Origin of the sequence: Kitasatospora sp. NPDC051984 (genome assembly GCF_044593455.1) — a bacterium.
Taxonomy (GTDB): Bacteria; Actinomycetota; Actinomycetes; order Streptomycetales; family Streptomycetaceae; genus Kitasatospora.
The window spans coordinates 93,993-111,638 of sequence record NZ_JBIUCB010000006.1 but is presented as its reverse complement, the minus strand read 5'-3'; the positions used below and the strand labels follow the sequence as shown (position 1 = coordinate 111,638).

Annotated in this window: 17 protein-coding genes; 5 read left to right on the top strand and 12 right to left on the bottom strand. The window is 72.7% G+C overall.

Annotated features, from left to right (window positions below):
• The 3 genes from ACIHEI_RS14130 to ACIHEI_RS14120 form a co-directional block, all read right to left on the bottom strand.
• Nucleotides 1–1,504: NADH-quinone oxidoreductase subunit C (locus tag ACIHEI_RS14130; RefSeq protein WP_396606809.1), on the bottom strand; the 1,504-nt coding region annotated here is incomplete at its 3' end.
• A complete protein-coding gene (locus ACIHEI_RS14125) occupies nt 1,501–2,145 on the bottom strand; it encodes an NADH-quinone oxidoreductase subunit B (RefSeq protein WP_392949599.1) in 645 nt (214 codons plus the stop codon). The genes ACIHEI_RS14125 and ACIHEI_RS14130, both read right to left, overlap by 4 nt.
• A complete protein-coding gene (locus tag ACIHEI_RS14120; RefSeq protein ID WP_380484421.1) occupies nt 2,136–2,543 on the bottom strand; it encodes an NADH-quinone oxidoreductase subunit A in 408 nt (135 codons plus the stop codon). Before ACIHEI_RS14120 ends, ACIHEI_RS14125 begins: the two co-directional genes overlap by 10 nt.
• 276 nt (nt 2,544–2,819) lie before the next feature.
• Between ACIHEI_RS14120 and ACIHEI_RS14115 the strand changes: the two genes are divergently transcribed.
• Complete coding sequence (locus ACIHEI_RS14115; RefSeq protein ID WP_396606808.1) at nt 2,820–3,971, top strand: sensor histidine kinase; 1,152 nt, start codon at nt 2,820–2,822, stop codon at nt 3,969–3,971.
• Nucleotides 3,972–4,050: 79 nt separating this feature from the next.
• Here the strand turns inward: ACIHEI_RS14115 and ACIHEI_RS14110 are convergent, their stop codons facing one another.
• On the bottom strand, nt 4,051–5,166 hold the full coding sequence (locus tag ACIHEI_RS14110) for a S1C family serine protease (RefSeq protein ID WP_396606807.1): 1,116 nt from the start codon (nt 5,164–5,166) through the stop codon (nt 4,051–4,053).
• 113 nt (nt 5,167–5,279) lie between these two features.
• Between ACIHEI_RS14110 and galE the strand changes: the two genes are divergently transcribed.
• Nucleotides 5,280–6,254: a UDP-glucose 4-epimerase GalE gene (gene galE, locus ACIHEI_RS14105; RefSeq protein ID WP_396606806.1), complete on the top strand. Its 975-nt coding sequence runs from the start codon at nt 5,280–5,282 to the stop codon at nt 6,252–6,254.
• Nucleotides 6,255–6,445: 191 nt separating this feature from the next.
• On the opposite strand, the gene ACIHEI_RS14100 is transcribed toward galE, so the two are convergent.
• Complete coding sequence (locus ACIHEI_RS14100) at nt 6,446–8,737, bottom strand: PQQ-binding-like beta-propeller repeat protein (RefSeq protein WP_396606805.1); 2,292 nt, start codon at nt 8,735–8,737, stop codon at nt 6,446–6,448.
• Nucleotides 8,738–9,044: 307 nt separating this feature from the next.
• Here ACIHEI_RS14100 and ACIHEI_RS14095 point away from each other — a divergent pair, with 307 nt between their 5' ends.
• Nucleotides 9,045–9,686, top strand: a complete 642-nt coding sequence (locus tag ACIHEI_RS14095; RefSeq protein ID WP_387644289.1) for a TetR family transcriptional regulator — start codon at nt 9,045–9,047, stop codon at nt 9,684–9,686.
• A gap of 185 nt (nt 9,687–9,871) precedes the next feature.
• Here the strand turns inward: ACIHEI_RS14095 and ACIHEI_RS14090 are convergent, their stop codons facing one another.
• The 6 genes from ACIHEI_RS14090 to ACIHEI_RS14065 all read right to left on the bottom strand — a co-directional run bounded on the left by ACIHEI_RS14090 (nt 9,872) and on the right by ACIHEI_RS14065 (nt 15,497).
• Nucleotides 9,872–10,816: a beta-ketoacyl-ACP synthase III gene (locus tag ACIHEI_RS14090; protein WP_396606804.1), complete on the bottom strand. Its 945-nt coding sequence runs from the start codon at nt 10,814–10,816 to the stop codon at nt 9,872–9,874.
• A 95-nt stretch (nt 10,817–10,911) separates the two neighbouring features.
• Entirely contained in the window at nt 10,912–11,820 is a 909-nt protein-coding gene (locus ACIHEI_RS14085; protein ID WP_396606803.1) for a L,D-transpeptidase family protein, read from the bottom strand.
• A 195-nt stretch (nt 11,821–12,015) separates the two neighbouring features.
• Nucleotides 12,016–13,179 carry an aminofutalosine synthase MqnE gene (gene mqnE / locus ACIHEI_RS14080; RefSeq protein ID WP_387644281.1) on the bottom strand — a complete coding sequence of 388 codons (1,164 nt, stop codon included), beginning with the start codon at nt 13,177–13,179 and terminating at the stop codon, nt 12,016–12,018.
• A gap of 51 nt (nt 13,180–13,230) precedes the next feature.
• Nucleotides 13,231–14,196: a threonine/serine dehydratase gene (locus ACIHEI_RS14075; protein WP_396606802.1), complete on the bottom strand. Its 966-nt coding sequence runs from the start codon at nt 14,194–14,196 to the stop codon at nt 13,231–13,233.
• Nucleotides 14,197–14,239: 43 nt separating this feature from the next.
• The gene (locus ACIHEI_RS14070) at nt 14,240–14,701 is read right to left on the bottom strand and encodes an Lrp/AsnC family transcriptional regulator (protein ID WP_030462120.1); all 462 of its coding nucleotides are present in this window, start codon (nt 14,699–14,701) and stop codon (nt 14,240–14,242) included.
• Nucleotides 14,702–14,819: 118 nt separating this feature from the next.
• A complete protein-coding gene (locus ACIHEI_RS14065; RefSeq protein ID WP_396606801.1) occupies nt 14,820–15,497 on the bottom strand; it encodes a UbiX family flavin prenyltransferase in 678 nt (225 codons plus the stop codon).
• 124 nt (nt 15,498–15,621) lie between these two features.
• Here ACIHEI_RS14065 and ACIHEI_RS14060 point away from each other — a divergent pair, with 124 nt between their 5' ends.
• Together ACIHEI_RS14060 and ACIHEI_RS14055 are read left to right on the top strand one after the other, a co-directional pair.
• A complete protein-coding gene (locus ACIHEI_RS14060) occupies nt 15,622–16,362 on the top strand; it encodes a cyclase family protein (protein ID WP_396606800.1) in 741 nt (246 codons plus the stop codon).
• A 63-nt stretch (nt 16,363–16,425) separates the two neighbouring features.
• Nucleotides 16,426–17,136 (top strand): MOSC domain-containing protein, encoded by a 711-nt coding sequence (locus ACIHEI_RS14055; RefSeq protein ID WP_387644270.1) that lies wholly within the window; start codon nt 16,426–16,428, stop codon nt 17,134–17,136.
• 5 nt (nt 17,137–17,141) lie between these two features.
• Here the strand turns inward: ACIHEI_RS14055 and ACIHEI_RS14050 are convergent, their stop codons facing one another.
• The gene (locus tag ACIHEI_RS14050) at nt 17,142–17,519 is read right to left on the bottom strand and encodes a VOC family protein (RefSeq protein ID WP_387644267.1); all 378 of its coding nucleotides are present in this window, start codon (nt 17,517–17,519) and stop codon (nt 17,142–17,144) included.
• Between the last annotated feature and the right edge of the window lie 127 nt (nt 17,520–17,646).

Sequence of the window (17,646 nt, the reverse complement as noted above, 5' to 3'; positions counted from 1 at the left end):
TCGCCGCAGGCTCGGCCTGCACGGGCTTCGCCTCCTCGCCCCCGGACTCCACGGCCCCAGGCTTCGCAGGCTCAGCGGCCGCAGGCTCGGCCTGCACGGCCTCGGGCTTCGCGGGCTCGGGCTTCGCGGCCTCCGGCTGTGCCTCGGCGGCCTTCGCAGGCTCAGGCTTCGCGGGCTCGGGCTGTGCCTCGGCGGCCTTCGCAGGCTCAGGCTTCGCGTCGGCGGACCTCGCGGGCCCGGGCTGCACGGCCGCAGGCTTCGCGGGCCCGGTCGCCGCAGGCTCGGGCTGCACGGCCGCAGGCTTCGCAGGCCCGGTCGCCGCAGGCTCGGCCTGCACGGGCTTCGCCTCCTCGCCCCCGGACTCCACGGCCCCAGGCTTCGCAGGCTCAGCGGCCGCAGGCTCGGCCTGCCCGGCCTCCGGCTGCACCTCGGCCGCCTTCGCGGGCTCAGGCTTCGCGTCGGCGGACCTCGCGGGCCCGGGCTGCACGGCCGCAGGCTTCGCGGGCCCGGTCGCCGCAGGCTCGGGCTGCACGGCCTCGGGCTTCGCGGCCGCAGGCTTCGCGGACTCGTCGTGGGCCGGGACGGGCGCGTGCCACGGGGCGTCGGACGACTGGGTCCGGGCGGTGCGGCGCGGGGCCTCGGGAGTCGACGGCGGCTCAGCGGCGGGCGCAGCCGAATCGGCGGCCTGGCTGACCGATCCCTCACCGACGCTGCGGCTGCGGCGCGGACGGTCGGCGCGCACCGGCGGCGGCGCGTCGGCGGCGGGCGTGCCCGGGGCCGGCGCCGCCTGGCTGGCGGAGCCCTCCCCCACGCTGCGGGTGCGGCGCGGACGGTCGACGCCGGCGCCGGCGCCGGCCCGTGCGGCGCGCGCGGGGCGTTCGGCGACGGGCGGCAGGGTGCCCTTGAGCGGGCCCCACTCGTTCGGGTCGGGGACGCCGGGGGGCAGCATCTTGCGGCGGGCGGGGCCGCCGCCGTGGTCGGACTCGCCGGGTTCTTTGGCCCCGGGCCAGTCCTTGGCGACCCGGGCGGCCAGCACGAAGTCCTTGCGCAGCGGGTGGCCCTCGAAGCCGTCCGGCAGCAGCAGGGTGGCCGGGTAGGGGTGGCCGGGGAATTCGATGCCGAACATCTCCCGGGTCTCCCGCTCGTGCCAGGCGGCGCCGGCGTACACCCCGACGGCGGTCGGCAGCACTGCCTTGTCGCGCGGCACCCGGGTGCGCAGCAGCAGTCGGCGCACGCTGCCGGGCTCGCCGACGGCGGCCAGGTGGGCGCAGACCGCGAAGCCCTCGGCGAGTTCGTCGACGGCGCTCAGCCAGTCCAGGAACGTCAGGCCGAGGCCGTCGCGGGCGGCGGTGAGTGCCTCGATCCAGTGCTCGGCGGGGACGGTGACGGTGAGCAGGTCGTACGCCTCGGCGGCGGTCGCCCACGGTCCGATCGCGGCGGCGGTGCGTTCGGCGGGGGTCGGCTCGGCGGCCGGAACCTCGGGAACGTCAGGGGTGTCGGTCACTGCTCGGCCCCCTCGTCCGACACGGGCGCGGGCGCGGTCCGCAGCGGGCGGCGCAGCGCGGCGGCGGGTGCGGCGTAGCGCTGCGGGATGTCCTCGGCGGCGATCTTCTCCTGGAGCTTGAGGATGCCCTGGAGCAGCGCCTCGGGCCGGGGCGGGCAGCCGGGCACGTAGACGTCGACGGGGATGATCTGGTCGACGCCCTTGGTGACGGAGTAGGAGTCCCAGTAGGGGCCGCCGGAGTTGGCGCAGGCGCCGAAGGAGATGACGTACTTCGGTTCGGGCATCTGCTCGTACAGGCGCTTGACGGCGGGGGCCATCTTGTCGGTGACGGTGCCCGAGACGATCATCAGGTCGGCCTGCCGGGGGCCGGGCGCGAACGGGATGACACCCATCCGGATGAAGTCGTGCTTGGCCATGGACGCGGCGATGAACTCGATCGCGCAGCAGGCGAGTCCGAAGTTGAAGCACCAGAGGCTGTAGCGGCGGCCCCAGTTGAGCACCACCTTGACCGGGTCCGGGGCGAGCCGGGCGAGCGGGCCGAGGCGGCGCTGCTCGACGGCGGCGCCGGGGTTGGCCGGGTCGGGGATGCCGAGCGGGACCGGCCCGTCGGCGGGCGTCCCGTGCGCGTGCGTCACGTCCATTCCAGAACGCCCTTCTTCCAGGCGTAGAGCAGTCCGACCGCGAGGAAGCCGATGAAGACGAACATCTCCACCAGCGTGACCGCCCCGAAGCCGGCGGCGGCGAACACCGTGGCCCACGGGAACAGGTAGATCGCGTCGACTGCGAAGATCACGTACAGGAAGGCGTAGACGTAGTAGCGGATCTGGGTGTGCGCCCAGCCCTCGCCGACCGGATCGACGCCGCACTCGTAGGCGAGCAGTTTCTCCGGGGTGTCGACCACCGGTCGCAGCAGGCGGTTGGCGGTGAAAGCCACCGTGACGAAGAGGACGCCGATGACCGCCAGCAGGCCGATCGCCGCGTAGGCGTCGAAGTAACCGCTGCCGGCGGCGGGGTCGGCAGCGAGCGGCTGCCACTCCATGGATTACGCCCTTCTTCTTTGCCCGTCCATAACCATCGCTATCGCGGGAGTCTATGTGCACCGCTCGTCTACTCCCCCATCTGCCCGTTCTGCAAGACGTCCGGTGGACGCCCGGTGGAATTCCGCTTGTCGGCCCGTCGGGAGCGGGGTTCAGCACGGGGGGTGGGGATAACCCCCGGACGAAGACGGAGTGCAGCACCATGGCGGCCGGCTGTCCGCAACCGGGATGCTGGTGATCGTCAAGAAACCGGCGAACACCAGGGAGAGGGCGCCGACATGGAGGACAAGGCGAAGCGCCCGTCGTTGTACGGGCCGCAGCTGTGGCAACAGGTCCAGCACGAGTTGCTGAACCTCCCGGTCGGCATCGCCGCGTTCACGGTGATGGTGACGCTGCTGTGGACGGGCGTCGGCCTGGCGGTGACGGTGATCGGGCTGCCGCTGCTGGCCTTCGGGCTGACGTGCTGCCGTCTGTTCGGCCGGCTGGGCCGGGTCCGGGCCCGGGCCGCGCTGGACAGCCGGGTCGCCGAGCCGGGGCCGCTGGTGGTCTCCCGTCCCGGCACGGCGGGCTGGGTCATAGCCTCGCTCTCGGACGGGCTGAGCTGGCGCTGCGCGCTGTACTGCCTGCTGATGCTGCCCTGGGGCGTCCTCAGCTTCACGCTGACGGTGGTGCTGTTGACCGTCGGCTGGCCGGTGCTGCCGTGGGCGATGCGGGGGCTGGCGTGGGTCTCCCGGCTGCTGGTGGAGGGTCTGCTGTCGCCGGGCGCGCTGGAGGAGCGGGTCCGCGAGCTGGAGGACGACCGGGGCACGGTGGTCGACCACGCCGCCGCCGATCTGCGCCGCATCGAGCGGGATCTGCACGACGGCGCGCAGGCCCGGCTGGTGGCGCTGGCGATGGATCTCGGCCTGGCCAAGGAGAAGCTGTCGGAGGATCCGGTGGCCGCGCAGAAGATGGTCGACGCGGCGCACGGCGAGGTGAAGCTCGCCCTGCAGGAGCTGCGCGATCTCGCCCGGGGCATCCACCCGGCGGTGCTGACCGACCGCGGTCTGGATGCCGCGCTGTCCTCGGTGGCGGCCCGCTGCACGCTGCCGGGCGGCGTCAAGGTCCAGGTCGAGCTGGGCGGGGAGCGCCCCGACTCGGCGGTCGAGGGCATCGCCTACTTCACCGTCAGCGAGCTGCTCACCAACGCTTCCAAGCACTCCGGCGCCCGCTCCGCCACGGTGGATCTCTGGCGCCAGGAGGACCGGCTGATGCTGACGGTGCAGGACGACGGCAAGGGCGGCGCCGAGATCCGGCCCGGCGGCGGCCTGGCCGGCCTGGCCGAGCGCGCCGAGTCGGTGGACGGCGTGTTCGTGGTGGACAGCCCGGCCGCCGGTCCGACCTCGGTGACGGTCGAACTCCCCTGGCGCACCAGGGCCGGCCGGGCCTGACAGGCCGCCCAGGTCATGGACGGGCCCGGGGTGCCGCCTCCCTTGCGCGGTGCGGCACCCCGGGCCCGAGCGAGCGGGGCTAGAGCGCCCCGAGGGTGACGTCCGCGGTCTGGTCCTGCCCGTTGCGCTGGTAGCCGACGGTGACCTTGTCGCCCGGGGAGAACGAGGCCAGTGCGCTGGTCAGCGCGGAGGGGCTGGTGATCGCGGTGTCATTGATCTTCGTGATCACGTCGCCCGCCTGCAGCCCCGCGGAGTCGGCCGGTCCGCCGGAGGTCACCGAGACGATCACCGCCCCGGCGGGCTGGAAGTTCGCGTTGAAGAAGGGGCGGACGGTCACCCCGAGCGCGGCCCGCCCGGAGTTGGTGACGGTGCCGGTGGCGATCAGCTGACTGGCGATGCTGGTCACGGTGACGGCCGGGATGGCGAAGCCGATGCCGGGCGCGGCCGAGTTGCCCAGCTCCGGGTCCACCGCGGTCAGCGTGTTGATCCCGATCACCTGGCTGGAGAGGTTGACGAGCGCGCCGCCGCTGTTGCCGGGGTTGATCGCGGCCGAGGTCTGCACCATGTTGCCGATGGTGGCGCCGGGCGAGCCGGAGCTCGACGGCTCGCTGACGGTCCGTCCGACCGCCGAGACGATGCCCTGGGTGACGCTGCTGGACAGACCCAGCGGGCTGCCCATGGCCAGCGTGATCTGGCCGACCGCCACCTTCGCGCTGTCCGCGAAGGTGGCAGGCTTGAGCCCACTGGGCGGGCTGCTGAGCTTGATCACCGCGAGGTCGGACTGCGGGTAGCTGCCCACCAGGGTGGCGTTCAGCGGCTTGGTGCTGTTGGCCAGCGTCACGGTGAAGGTCTGCGCGGTGCCGATCACGTGCGCGTTGGTGACGATGTCGCCCTTGTCGTCGAAGACGATCCCGGAGCCGAGGCTGTCACCCGCGGTGATCTGCACCACCGAGGGCAGCACCTGGTTGATCACCTGCTGGTAGTCCTGCTCCGTCTGGTTGCTGGCGGACGGGGCGGGAGCGGTCGTGGTGGCGCCGGCCGCCGTGTTGGACCCGGAACCCTTGTGGGCGCTGGAGCAGCCGGTGACCAGCAGGGCCGCCGAGACCAGCACTGCCGCCGGACCGAGCCACAGCCTGGGCCCGGTGGGCCGGGGGCCGGCCGGAAGCGGGCGGGTCGGTTCCTTCTTCGGGCGCACGACTGCCACCTCCGGTCGCGGGACAGAACTTTGTCAGCATTTCAGCGATATGTCCGAATGGCCGCCCAGACACTCCAGCCACCACCCGGAAAGCGGCCGTCTAGGATCGGGCCATGACCTGGTTGATCACGGGCGGGGCCGGCTACATCGGCGGTCATGTCGTCCGGGAGCTGGTCGCGGCCGGCGAGTCCGTGGTCGTCCTGGACGACCTGAGCACCGGCGCGGCCTCCCACCTGCCCCCCGGCGTCCCCCTGGTGACGGGCTCCACGCTGGACCGCCCGCTGCTGGACCGCGTCCTCACCGAACACGGCGTCCGAGGCGTGCTGCACCTGGCGGCCCGCAAGCAGGTCGGCGAGTCGGTCGCCCAGCCGCTGCGCTACTACCACGAGAACGTGGAGGGCCTGCGGGTCGTGCTGGCCGCCGCGGTCGACGCGGGCGTGCGCCGGGTGGTGCTGTCCTCCTCCGCCGCCGTCTACGGCATGCCGGACGTCGACCTGGTCACCGAGTCCACGCCGTGCGCGCCGATGAACCCGTACGGCGAGACCAAGCTGGCCGGCGAGTGGCTGCTGAACGCCTGCGCCGACGCGTACGGCCTGTCCGCGGTGTCGCTGCGCTACTTCAACGTGGCGGGCGCGGCCCTCCCCGAGCTGTCCGACCCGGGCGCGGCCAACCTGGTGCCGCTGGCCTTCCAGCGCCTCACCGCCGGGCTGCCCCCGCTGATCTTCGGGGACGACTACCCGACCCCCGACGGCACCTGCGTCCGCGACTACATCCACGTCTCGGACGTCGCCTCCGCGCACGTCGCCGCCGTCCGCCGGCTGAGCGCCACCGAGTCCGGCGAGCAGGTCCGGCTGACCCTCAACATCGGCACCGGGCACGGCGTCTCCGTCCGCGAGATGCTCGCCGAGATCGCCGAGGTCACCGGCCTCGACACCGCCCCCGAGGTGACCGCCCGCCGCGCCGGCGACCCGGCCCGTGTGGTGGCCTCCGCAGAGTTGATCCACCGCGAACTCGGCTGGACCGCCCGCCACGACGTCCGCGCCATGGTCGCCTCCGCCTGGGCCGGCTGGCAGCACCGCCACCCGTAGCCGCCGACCACGACGGCCCCGGACCGCACCGGTCCGGGGCCGTCGCCGTATCAGTTCGCCGGGAGGGCGCGCTGTCGGCCGTGCTGCCGTTGTACCGGCCGGCGACCACCGAACTCGATGATCACTCGGGGGGTGTGCCAGAGCTCGACCGGCGGTCGCCTCCTGTGGCGGAGAAATCGCCCGCCCGCAGGTCAGTGCGGGACGGCCGTGCCGTAGAACGAGTCCAGCGCGTACACGCAGCGGTCCTTGGAGCCGACGAAGACCCGGCCGTCGACGGCGACCGGGGAGCCGGTCAGTTCGCCCTTGGTGCCGAGTTCCCAGCGCAGGCGGCCGGTGGCGAGTTCCAGGGTGTGCAGCGAGTGGTCGCGGCTGCCCAGGTGGACCAGGCCGTCGGCGACCGCCGGGGAGCCGACCAGGTCGGCGCGGGCGGCGTAGCGCCAGCGTTCCTGGCCGGTGGCGCTGTCGAAGGCGAACAGGGTGTCGCCGGAGCCCAGCAGCACCGTGCCGTCGGCGACCACGGCGGGTTCGGCGCCCTGCCGGGAGGTGGTGGCGGCCCGCCACAGGCCGTGCCCGGTGGCGGCGTCCAGCGCGTACAGGGTGCCGAGGTAGTCGGCGACGTACACCGCCCGGTCGTCCACCGCGGGCGGGGTGAACAGCACCACAGGGGCGTCGAACCGCCAGCGCTCGGCGCCGGTGGCGGCGTCCAGCGCGTGCACCCGCTGGCCGGACGTCAGGTACAGCACGCCGGCCCGCTCCACCGGCCGGGCCGGGACCTTGCCGCTGACCGGGAACGCCCAGCGCACGCCGCTGCCGCGCGGGTCCACGCAGTGCAGCCGGCCGGCGCCCTGGTAGTAGGCGGAGCCGGCGATCAGCGCCGGGCCGGACTGCGGGTTCTCGTACTCCTGCTGAGCGTCGTCGGCGCGCCACAGTTCGGCGCCGCTGGCGGCCGAGCGCAGCTGTACCCCGCCGCCGCGGATGCCGCAGCACAGCACGCCGTCGGCGGCGTCCAGCGAGTAGACCCAGCCGTCCAGCGAGCTGCGCCAGCGTTCGGTGCCGTCGGCGGAGTCCACGGTGTACAGGTGCGGCCCGTCGGCGGCGTGCAGCCGGCCGCCGTCCACGGCCAGGGCCCAGGCCACGTCGCGGGTCTTCCAGCGGCGCTCGCCGGAGCGGATGTCCAGGGCGTGCACCTCGAAGCTGGAGACGAACAGCGTCCCGTCGGCGACCACCGGGGTGCCCCAGACGTCGTTGGACATCCGGAACCGCCAGGGCCGCCAGCGGGCGGCGGGCGGCTGCGGCGGGGCGGCCGGCGCGGGGGTGCGGCGCACCCAGTCGGTACCGACCGGGGCGGCGGACGGCGCGACCGGCTCCACCCGCGGCCCGGGGCCTATCGGCACGTGCGCGCCGGCCAGCCGGACCTCGCCGTCGCCGCCGGGAACGCCGGCCACCGGCCGCTGGTGCGGCCGCACCCGCTCGGTGGCCACCTCCTCGGACGGCGGCCCGACCGGCACTACGGGCATCGGCGGGGCGAGCGGCTGCGGCGGCACAGGGACCGGCTGGGGCTGCGGCGGCTGCGGCGGCTGGCTGACGGGGCGGCGGCTGCTGCGCTTGGCCTCGATCAGGTCGAGCGCGGCGGGCGGCAGCCAGTCCCCGGCCTCGCCGGAAGCGTCGGCCCGGGAGAACAGGTGCGGGGCCAGTTCGGCCTGGATCTGGGCGGGCGTCGGCCGGTGCTCGGGCGCGGGCCGCATGCAGGCCCGCACCAGGTCGACCAGTTCGGCCGGCAGCCCGGACAGGTCGGGCTGGTCGCGCAGCAGCTGGAACACCGTCTCGACCGGGTTGGTGCCCCGGTACGGCGGGTGCCCGGTGGCGCAGAACACCACCAGCGAGCCGAGCGAGAACACGTCGCTGGCGCCGGTGACGCTGCGGCTGTCGCGGGCCTGCTCGGGCGACATGTAGGCGGGGGTGCCGACCGCGACGTTGGTCATGGTGAGCCGGGTGCTGGAGACCCCGGCGGCGATTCCGAAGTCGATCACCCGCGGCCCGTCCTCGACCACCAGCACGTTGGACGGCTTGAGGTCCCGGTGCACCAGCCCGGCGGCGTGGATGGACTGCAGCGCCTCGGCGATGCCGGCGGTCAGCCAGCGCACCGCGTCGGCGGGCAGCGGCCCGCAGTCGTTGACCAGGTCCTCCAGCGAGGGCGCGGGCACGTACGCGGTGGCCAGCCACGGCACCGCCGCGTCGGCGTCGGCGTCCACCACGGCGGCGGTGTAGAAGCCGCCGACCGTTTTCGCGGCGGCGATCTCGCGGGCGAAGCGGACCCGGAACAGGTTGTCCTCGGCCAGTTCGCTGCGGACGGTCTTGATGGCCACCCGGCGACCCGAGGCCGACCGGGCCAGGTACACCAGACCCATGCCGCCCGCGCCGAGCCGGGCCAGCACCTCGAAGGGCCCGATCCGCCTCGGATCGTGCGCCGTCAGCTGGTCCACTCCGCAGCCACCTCCCCTTCAGCCAACGCCCCCCGGCGGTGGCGCGCCCCCGATTCTCCAATGCCCGCCGTCCTGGAGCCAATCTCCCCCGCCCGTGTCCCCCGGGGTGGTAGAGCGGCCGGCCGGACGCCGGGCGGTCCCGCGGCCCCCACCGAACCCTTCACTGCTGACTTGTCGTCACGCTGTGAGGTCATCAGTGCACGGGGGGGCAACAACACACGCTGAAAAGTCGTTGATTCTCCGCACGGGCGGACTAATAGTCGCACTACCGAATCGCGCCAAGATCGTGCCACGGTAAGCTGACGGCATGACAGGACAAGTTCGCACCGTCGACGGTCGCGTCGCCGGGCGGCGCGGACAGGAGACGCGGCAGAAGCTGCTCGACTGCCTCCGCGAGATGCTCAGCACGTCGCCGTACCGTGACGTCAAGGTCATCGACGTCGCCCGTATGGCGGGTACCTCCCCCGCGACCTTCTACCAGTACTTCCCGGATGTCGAGGGCGCAGTCCTTGAGATCGCCGAGGAAATGGCCGAGGACAGCGCCGGGCTCAAAGAGCTCGTCGATGGAAAGTCCTGGGCGGGAAAGACCGGCTTCACCACTTCCGAAGAACTGGTGGACGGATTCCTCGCCTTCTGGCGCAAGAATGACGCCATTCTCCGAGTGATCACACTCGGTGCCGCAGAAGGGGACAAGCGGTTCTTCAAGATCCGCATGAAGGTCCTCAACTCGGTGGCGGCTCCGCTCGCCGAAGCGGTTCGCAACACCCAGGGCAAGACCGACAAGACGGTCGACGGGTCGGCCATCGCCGGCGCCCTGGTGACGTTGCTGGCCGGGGCCGCGGAGCACTCGAAGGCGTTCACCTCGTGGGGCGTGAAGGTCAAGGACCTCAAGCCCAGCCTGGCGCTCCAGGTGTACCTCGGAGTCACCGGAAAGAAGCCGCCGAAGTAACACTCAGTCCAGTCCAGTGACGCCCGCCCCGGTTCCTGTCCGGGGTGCGTCGGACGCGGCCGTGTCCTCGGGGGAGGTTCGCCGACGTACCGCAGGGGTGTCATCCGCACCGACAACGAAGCGCAGGGGCGGTCGGGAGAAAGGTTTCCCGACCGCCCCTGCGCCGTGTCCGTGGCGCTCCCGGGTCAGGGGCAGCGCACCACCTGGCCCGCGTAGGCCAGGCCGCCGCCGAAGCCGAACAGCAGCACCGGGTCGCCGCTGTGCAGCTCGCCGCGCTCGACCAGCTTGGACAGCGCGAGCGGGATGGAGGCGGCGGAGGTGTTGCCGGATTCGACCACGTCGCGGGCGACCACGGCGTCCTCGGCCAGGCCGAGCTTCCCGGCGATCGCGTCGATGATCCGCAGGTTGGCCTGGTGGGCGACGAAGCCGCGCAGCTCGGACGGGTCCAGGCCGGCCTTCTCGCAGGCCCGGCGGGCCAGCGGGGCGACCTGGGTGGTGGCCCAGCGGAAGACGGTCTGGCCCTGCTGGCTGATGACCGGCTGCCAGCCGCTGATCACCACCGCCTCGCCCTTCTCCGGCTCGGAGCCCCACACCACCGGGCCGATGCCGGTCTGCTCGTCGGGGACGGCCTCCAGGACGGCGGCGCCCGCGCCGTCCGCGAAGATCACGCAGGTGGTGCGGTCGGTCCAGTCCACGATGTCGGACATCCGCTCGGCGCCGATCACCAGCGCGCGGGTGGCGGCGCCGGCCCGGATCGCGTGGTCGGCGGTGGCCAGGGCGTACGAGAAGCCCGAGCAGACGGTGTTGATGTCGTAGGCGGCGGGCGTGGGGATGCCGAGCCGGGCGGCGACCGCGGCGGCGGTGTTGGGGCTGCGTTCGACGGCGGTGCAGGTGGCGACGGCGACCAGGTCGATCTGGTCGGGGGTCACTCCCGCGCGGGCCAGGGCCTTCTGGGCGGCTTCCGCGGCGAGGTCGACCAGGGTCTCGCCCTCGGCGATGTGCCGGGTACGGATGCCGACCCGGCTCCGGATCCACTGGTCGTCGGTGTCGACCATCGCCGAGAGATCGTCGTTGGTGAGGATCTTCGGCGGCTGGCAGTGGCCCAGCGCCACGATGCGGGAGGCGGTCATACTGCCACTCAACCGGGTTACCGGTCAGTCGGGCGGTAACGCCCTGGCACAGGATCGGGCGCCGGATGCTGTAGGGCCTTCACAATCGAAACAGGTCAGGCCGCCAGGGACTCGGCGTCGCCCATGGCGATCATCGGGTGCATGGCCGGGTCGAGGGCCTTGAGCAGGGCGACCATGTGGTCCTCGGTCAGCGAGATGCAGCCGTGGGTGGGGCCGCCGTGGTCGAGGTGCAGCCAGATGCCGCCGCCCTTGGCCGCGCCCTCCGGGAAGCGGCCGTCGAGCGGGGAGGCGCCGACCACCCGGTTGTAGTTGATCGCGACCACGTAGTCGAAGGAGCCGGCCAGCGGTTCGTTGTTGAAGCCGCGGCCGGGCATCACGAACTTGGCGTTCTCGTCGTACGGCATCTTGGAGCCCGGGTTGGCCTTGCGGCCGCCGGCGTCGGAGAGCGAGTACAGGCCGATCGGGCTGTGCAGGTCGCCGGAGCGGTGGTTGGTGGTCCAGCCCTTGAGGGCGTTGTGGGCGGGCCAGGACTCGCCGGCCTGCCAGCCGCCGTCGTCGCCGCGGGTCCACAGCGTGACGGTGTTGTCGGAGGAGTCCTTGCCCTTGCCGCTGGCGACCACCAGCTGGCGGGTCTCGGCGGGGATCTTGGCCATCCAGTCGGCGCCCAGGCCCGGGATGCTGGTGATCTTGTCGCGGGAGGACCGGTCGGCGGCCGGGGGCTCGGTGTGGGAGTCGGCGGCCTTCATCGGGGCGGTCTCGGGCTCGCGGTCCGGGGCGGCGCTGGCGGTCTCGCCCTGGAAGGACCGGCCCGGGCCGATGGTGAACCAGCCGGCCGTCAGGGCCAGCAGGGTCGCGGTGCCGACGGTGAGCTTGGCGGCGCGGCGCGGCTTCGGCTTGCGCCGGCGGCGGCTCTCGGCTCGGCCCTGGGGCTGCTCTCCCTCGCTCCGGGAGGCCGGCGCGGGGGCCGAGCGGCGGTGCGAGGCGGAACGATGGGAACCGGACATGCCGTCGATCCTCCCAGACCTGGGGGACGCGGTGGAACCCGGGCTGTGTGATGAGCCTGTGAGCATACGCGTCCGGCGATGCTTCTCCGGTGGTGAGAGGCACTTCGGGTGGTGCACGGCCGTCCCGCGCGCCCCTGGAAAAACAGCTGCGCCCGGCGGCCGGAGACCGGCCGCCGGGCGCTGGCCGAGCGAAAGTCAGAGGCGCATCGCCTGCGGGGTCTCCCGGCGCAGCAGGTCCGGCCCGTCGTACTCGCGGATGATCTCGTAGCGGGTGTTGCGCTCGACCGGGCGGAAGCCGGCGTCCCGGATCAGCTGGAGCAGGTCGTCGCGGCCCAGCTTGTTCGGGGTGCCGAAGTTGTCCGCGTCGTGGGTGATCTTGTACTCGACCACCGAGCCGTCCATGTCGTCCGCGCCGTGGCTGAGCGCCAGCTGCGCGGTGGTGACGCCGTGCATCACCCAGAACACCTTGACGTGCGGGACGTTGTCGAACAGCAGACGGGACACCGCGAAGGTCTTCAGCGCCTCGGCGCCGGTGGCCATCTCGGTGCGGTCCATCAGACGGTTGCGGACCTTGCCGTCCTTGGAGTCGTGGAAGTCGTGCTGGTAGCGCAGCGGGATGAAGACCTGGAAACCGCCGGTCTCGTCCTGCAGTTCACGCAGCCGCAGCACGTGGTCGACCCGGTGGCGGGGCTCCTCGATGTGGCCGTACAGCATGGTGGCCGGGGTCTTGAGGCCCTTTTCGTGCGCCAGGCGGTGGATCCGCGACCAGTCCTCCCAGTGGGTTTCGTGGTCCACGATGTGCTGGCGGACCTCCCAGTCGAAGATCTCCGCGCCGCCGCCGGTCAGCGACTCCAGGCCGGCCTCGATCAGCTCGTCCAGGATCTCGCTGGCCGTCAGGCCGCTGATCCGCTCGAACCAGTGGATCTCGGTCGCGGTGAATGCCTTCAGCGAGACGTTCGGCAGCGCGGCCTTCAGCTCCTTCAGCGAGCGCGGGTAGTAGCGCCACGGCAGGGTCGGGTGCAGGCCGTTGACGATGTGCAGCTCGGTGAGGGACTCCGACTCCATCGCCTTGGCGAGCCGGACGGCCTCCTCGATGCGCATCGTGTACGCGTCCTTCTCGCCCGGCTTGCGCTGGAACGAGCAGTACGCGCAGGAGGCGCTGCACACGTTGGTCATGTTGAGGTGACGGTTGACGTTGAAGTGGACGACGTCGCCGTTCTTCTGCGTCCGCACGTGGTGCGCCAGGCCGCCCAGCCAGGCCAGGTCGTCGCTCTCGTAGAGCGCGATCCCGTCCTCGCGGGTCAGCCGCTCACCGGCGTAGACCTTCGCCTCCAGCTCGCGCTTGAGCCCTGCGTCCATGCGGCGCTCCGCCTCCTCGGTCCTTCGGTTCGTTGCCAGTCGAGACTACGCCTAGGCCGCCAGCAGTTCGGCCAGCAGGGCAGGGTCCAGGTTGCCGCCGCTCAGGACGGCCGCGAACACCCGGCCGCCGAGCTCGTCCGCGCGGTGGAAGTACGCGGCCGGGGCGACCGCGCCGGACGGCTCGGCGACCAGCCGGCCGCGGCGGGCCAGCAGCGCGACGGTGTCCTTGATCTCCTGCTCGGAGACGGTGACGATGTCGTCCACGTACGCGGTGAGGTGCTCGAACGGGAGCACGCCCACCGACGGAGTGCGCAGGCCGTCCGCGATGGTGCGGTAGGTGTCGGCCATCGGCCAGGCGGTGCGGATGCCCTTGCGCAGGCTCTCCTGCGCGTCCGCCGCGAGCTCCGGCTCCACGCCGATCACCCGCACGCCCGGGCAGGCCAGCTTCAGCGCCGCCGCCGTCCCGGAGATCAGGCCGCCGCCGGAGACCGGCACCAGCACGGTGTCCAGGTCGTCCGGGGCGTCCTCGGCGATCTCCAGGCCGACCGTGCCCTGGCCCGCCACGATGTACGGGTCGTCGTACGGCGGCACCCACACGTAGCCGTGCTCGGCGACCAGCCGCGGCGGGAGCGTGTCACGCTGCTCGGCCGGGACGACCAGCACCTCGGCGCCGAACGCACGGGTGTTCTCGATCTTCACGGCGGGCGAGGTGTCCGGCATCACGACGACCGCCTTGATGCCGAGCCGCCGCGCCGCGTAGGCCACCGCCTGGGCGTGGTTGCCGCTGGACTGCGCCACCACGCCCCGGGAACGCTCCTCCTCGGTCAGCGCCGCCAGCCGGTTGAACGCCCCGCGGACCTTGAACGCCCCGGTCGGCTGGAGACTCTCCGGCTTGATCCACAGCCGGCGCCCGTCCGGCTGCTCCGCCCACGGGCAGGGCAGCAGCGGAGTGCGGACCGCCGCACCGGCGATCCGGCGTTGGGCGGCGCGCAGGTCTTCCAGATCGACCAGGGACATCCGGGGCCATCCTCGGGAGTTGACGGGGTGTGAGGTGGCGACCCTACTCGGCGAGGTGCAGCGGCAGTTCGCTGACCCTGTTCTCCCACTTGGTGGAGAGCACCACCGTGGTCCGGGTGCGCGCCACCCCCTTGGTGCCCGACAGCCGCTTGACCACCGACTCCAGGCCCTCCACGTCCGGCACCCGGACCTTCAGCATGTACGAGTCGTCACCCGCGATGAACCAGCAGTCCTCCACCTCCGGGAGGTCCTTCAGCCGGTGCGAGACGTCGTCGTGGTCGGCGGCGTCGGTCAGTTGAAGACCGATCAGCGCCGTCACGCCGTAGCCCAGGGTGGCCGGGTTGACCGTCGCCCGGTACCCGGTGATCACGCCCGCCTGCTCAAGGCGGTTGATCCGGTCCGTCACGCTCGGCCCGGAGAGGCCCACCAGACGGCCCAGCTCGGCGTACGAGGCACGGCCGTTCTCACGAAGTGCCTGAATGAGCTGCCTGTCCACAGAGTCCATTACCTGCCGCGTCCTTCCGAACCACTCCAGAACCACAGATCATTTTCTGGATTCCAAGGCGCCGAGCGCCGATCGACCGGGGTATCCCAGAGAACATACTCTCCCGTAGCGCGGCCGCTCACTCGCCCCGGCGCGGCCCGGTTTCCTGGGAACGTCCGGGAGTGCTGCCCGCCTCGCCGAGGCTGCCCGTCCAGCGCCGGTACAGGGAGTGCCGCACGCCCACCGCGTCCAGCACCCGGCCGGCCACGAAATCCACCAGCTCCTGGGCGGTCGAGCCCCCCGCGTAGAACCCCGGCGAGGCCGGCAGCACGACCGCGCCCTGCGCGTCGAGGGTCACCAGGTGCTGCAGGGTCGAGCCGGTGAGCGGCGTCTCGCGCAGGCAGATCACCAGCGGGCGGCGCTCCTTGAGCGTGACCGAGGCGGTGCGCTGGAGCAGGTCCTTGGACAGCCCCAGCGCGATGCCCGCCGCCGCGCCGGTGGTGGCCGGGACGACCAGCATGCCCTTTGCCGGGTACGAGCCGGAGGACGGGCCGGCCGCGAAGTCCCCTGCGGGCCAGTACCGGACGTCGTCCAGCCCCTTCTCGTCCCGGCCCAGCCACTGCGCGAGATCGGCCTTCCAGTGCGCGTCCCGGAACGAGATGCCGGTCTCGTCCAGGATGGTCAGCCGGGCGGCCCTGCTCACGATCAGGTCGACGGACTCGCCGGCATCCAGCAGCGCACGGATCACGGACGCGGCGTAGGGGGTGCCGCTGGCGCCGGAGACGCCGATGACCCAGGGGCGACGGCTGTTGCTCATACCGCCATTGTCGCGTCCACGGGCAGGTCATTGCCCCGCATCGCGATCTTTCCGGCGGGTGCGTTCCCCTTCGCGCAGTTCCCCGCGCCCCTGGTGGCGCGCCTCTTGGGTTCAGAATGTGTACATGGCAGCGGTGTTGGTGGATTTGACGCATCCGGTGGTGTCCGGGATGCCGGTGTATCCGGGGGATCCCGGGGTGGAGTTGCGGGCGGCGTTGACGGCCGGGGTGGAGGGGGTGAATGTGCTGGCGGTGCATCTGGGGTCGCAGACGGGGACGCACGTGGATGCGCCGTATCACCTGGATGTGCGGTGGCCGACGTTGGACGGGTTGCCGTTGGAGCTGTTCACGGGGCCCGCGGTGGTGGTGGATCTGCGCGGGTTGCCGGCCCGCGGGGAGGTGACGGCGGAGCACTTGGCGGCGGCGCTCGCGGTCTCGGGGCCGCGCACGGTGCTGCTGTTGGCGACGGGGTGGCCCAAGTACTGGGGGACGGACCGGTACTTCGCGCATCCGTACCTGTCCGAGGAGGCCGCGGCGGCGATTGTCGCGGCGGGTGTGCGCACCGTCGGGGTGGACGCGCTGTCGGTGGATCCGACGCCCGATCCGGGGCCGTCCGATCCCGAAGTGGCGAGTCTGCTGGCCGAGTTGAAGGACGAGCACGATCCGGCGCCGGAGTTGCCGACGCTGGCGGCGCACCGGGTGCTGTTGGGGCCGGAGGGCGGTGGGGTGATCGCGGAGAACCTGACGGACCTGTCGTTGCTGCTGGAGGCGCAGGCGGCGGGGGTGCCGGTGGAGGTGTCGCTGTTCCCGTTGCGGTTGACGGCGGCGGACGGGGCGCCGGTGCGGGCGGTGGCGCGAATCGGCTGACGGGCCGCCGCCGTCCGCGACTTGGTCTAGACCACCTTGGCATGGCGCCGCTAGGCTCCCGCCATGCCTCAGATCGTCGGTGTGGTCGAGCGCTTGTGGCGCTACCCCGTGAAATCCACGGGCGGCGAGTTGCTCGACTCCGTCGAGGTGGAAGAACGCGGCCTGGTCGGCGACCGCCTCTACGCGGTGCGCGACGGCGCCGGGAAGTTCGGATCGGGCAAGAGCACCCGCCGGTTCCGGCGGATGGACGGTCTGCTGCGGCTCAGCTCCCGGCTGGGCGGCCGGATCGACGGCCCGGAGCTGTTCGACCCGCTGGGCATGCCGGTCCCGGACCCGGACGCCTTCCTGCGCGCCTACCTGGAGCAGGAGGACGTCGCCCTGGCCCGCGAGGACGCCGTCTCGCACTTCGACGAACTGCCGGTGAGCGTGCTGACCACCGCCACCCTGGACTGGGTGGCCGCGGCGGTACCGTCCGCGGTGGTGGACGAGCGCCGGTTCCGGCCGAACGTGCTGCTGCGCACCCCGCCCGGGACGCCCCCGTTCACCGAGGACGCCTGGTACGGCCGGGAGGGCCGGGTGAAGGGCGGGGTGCGGCTGGCGTTCGTCCGGGCCAGCGTGCGGTGCGTGATGGTCGGGGCGCCGCAGCCCGGGCTGCCGCACGCGCCGGAGATCCTGAAGACCGTCGCGCACGAGCGGGACTCCGAGCTCGGCGCGCTGGCGTCCGTCTCCCGGCCCGGCCGGCTGCGGGTCGGGGACGTGCTGACGCTGGCCTGAGGCGGTCAGCCGGCCCGGCGCGGGATCAGGCAGAACGGGTGCCCGGCCGGGTCGACGAACACCGTCCAGCCCGCCTCCCGGTCCTTGACCTCGGCGCCGAGCTCCACCACCCGCTGCTCGACGGCGGAGACGTCCTCGACCTCGATGTCCAGGTGGAGCTGCTGCGGGTGACCCGGGTCCGGCCAGATCGGCGGGCGGTAGTCCTCGACCCGCTGGAACCCGAGAACCTGGCCGTTCGGCAGGTGGACGGTGGACCACTCCTCGTGGAGCGACCAGCGCGGATCGGGCCGGTCGACCTCGCCCCCGAGCAGCGCGGCGTAGAAGTGGGCCAGGCCCGCCGGGTAGTGGCAGTCCAGTACCACGCACTGCAGTGTGCCGATCATCGTGCGCTCCCCGTCCGGGTCTCGTCGGTCTCTCGCTCCAGCATGGCTCATCAAGAGGGTGGGCGGCGGGCAATCCTGCGCGGCAAGCGCAAGCCCGTCCGCAAGGTCGCGATCACGTGCAAGTCAT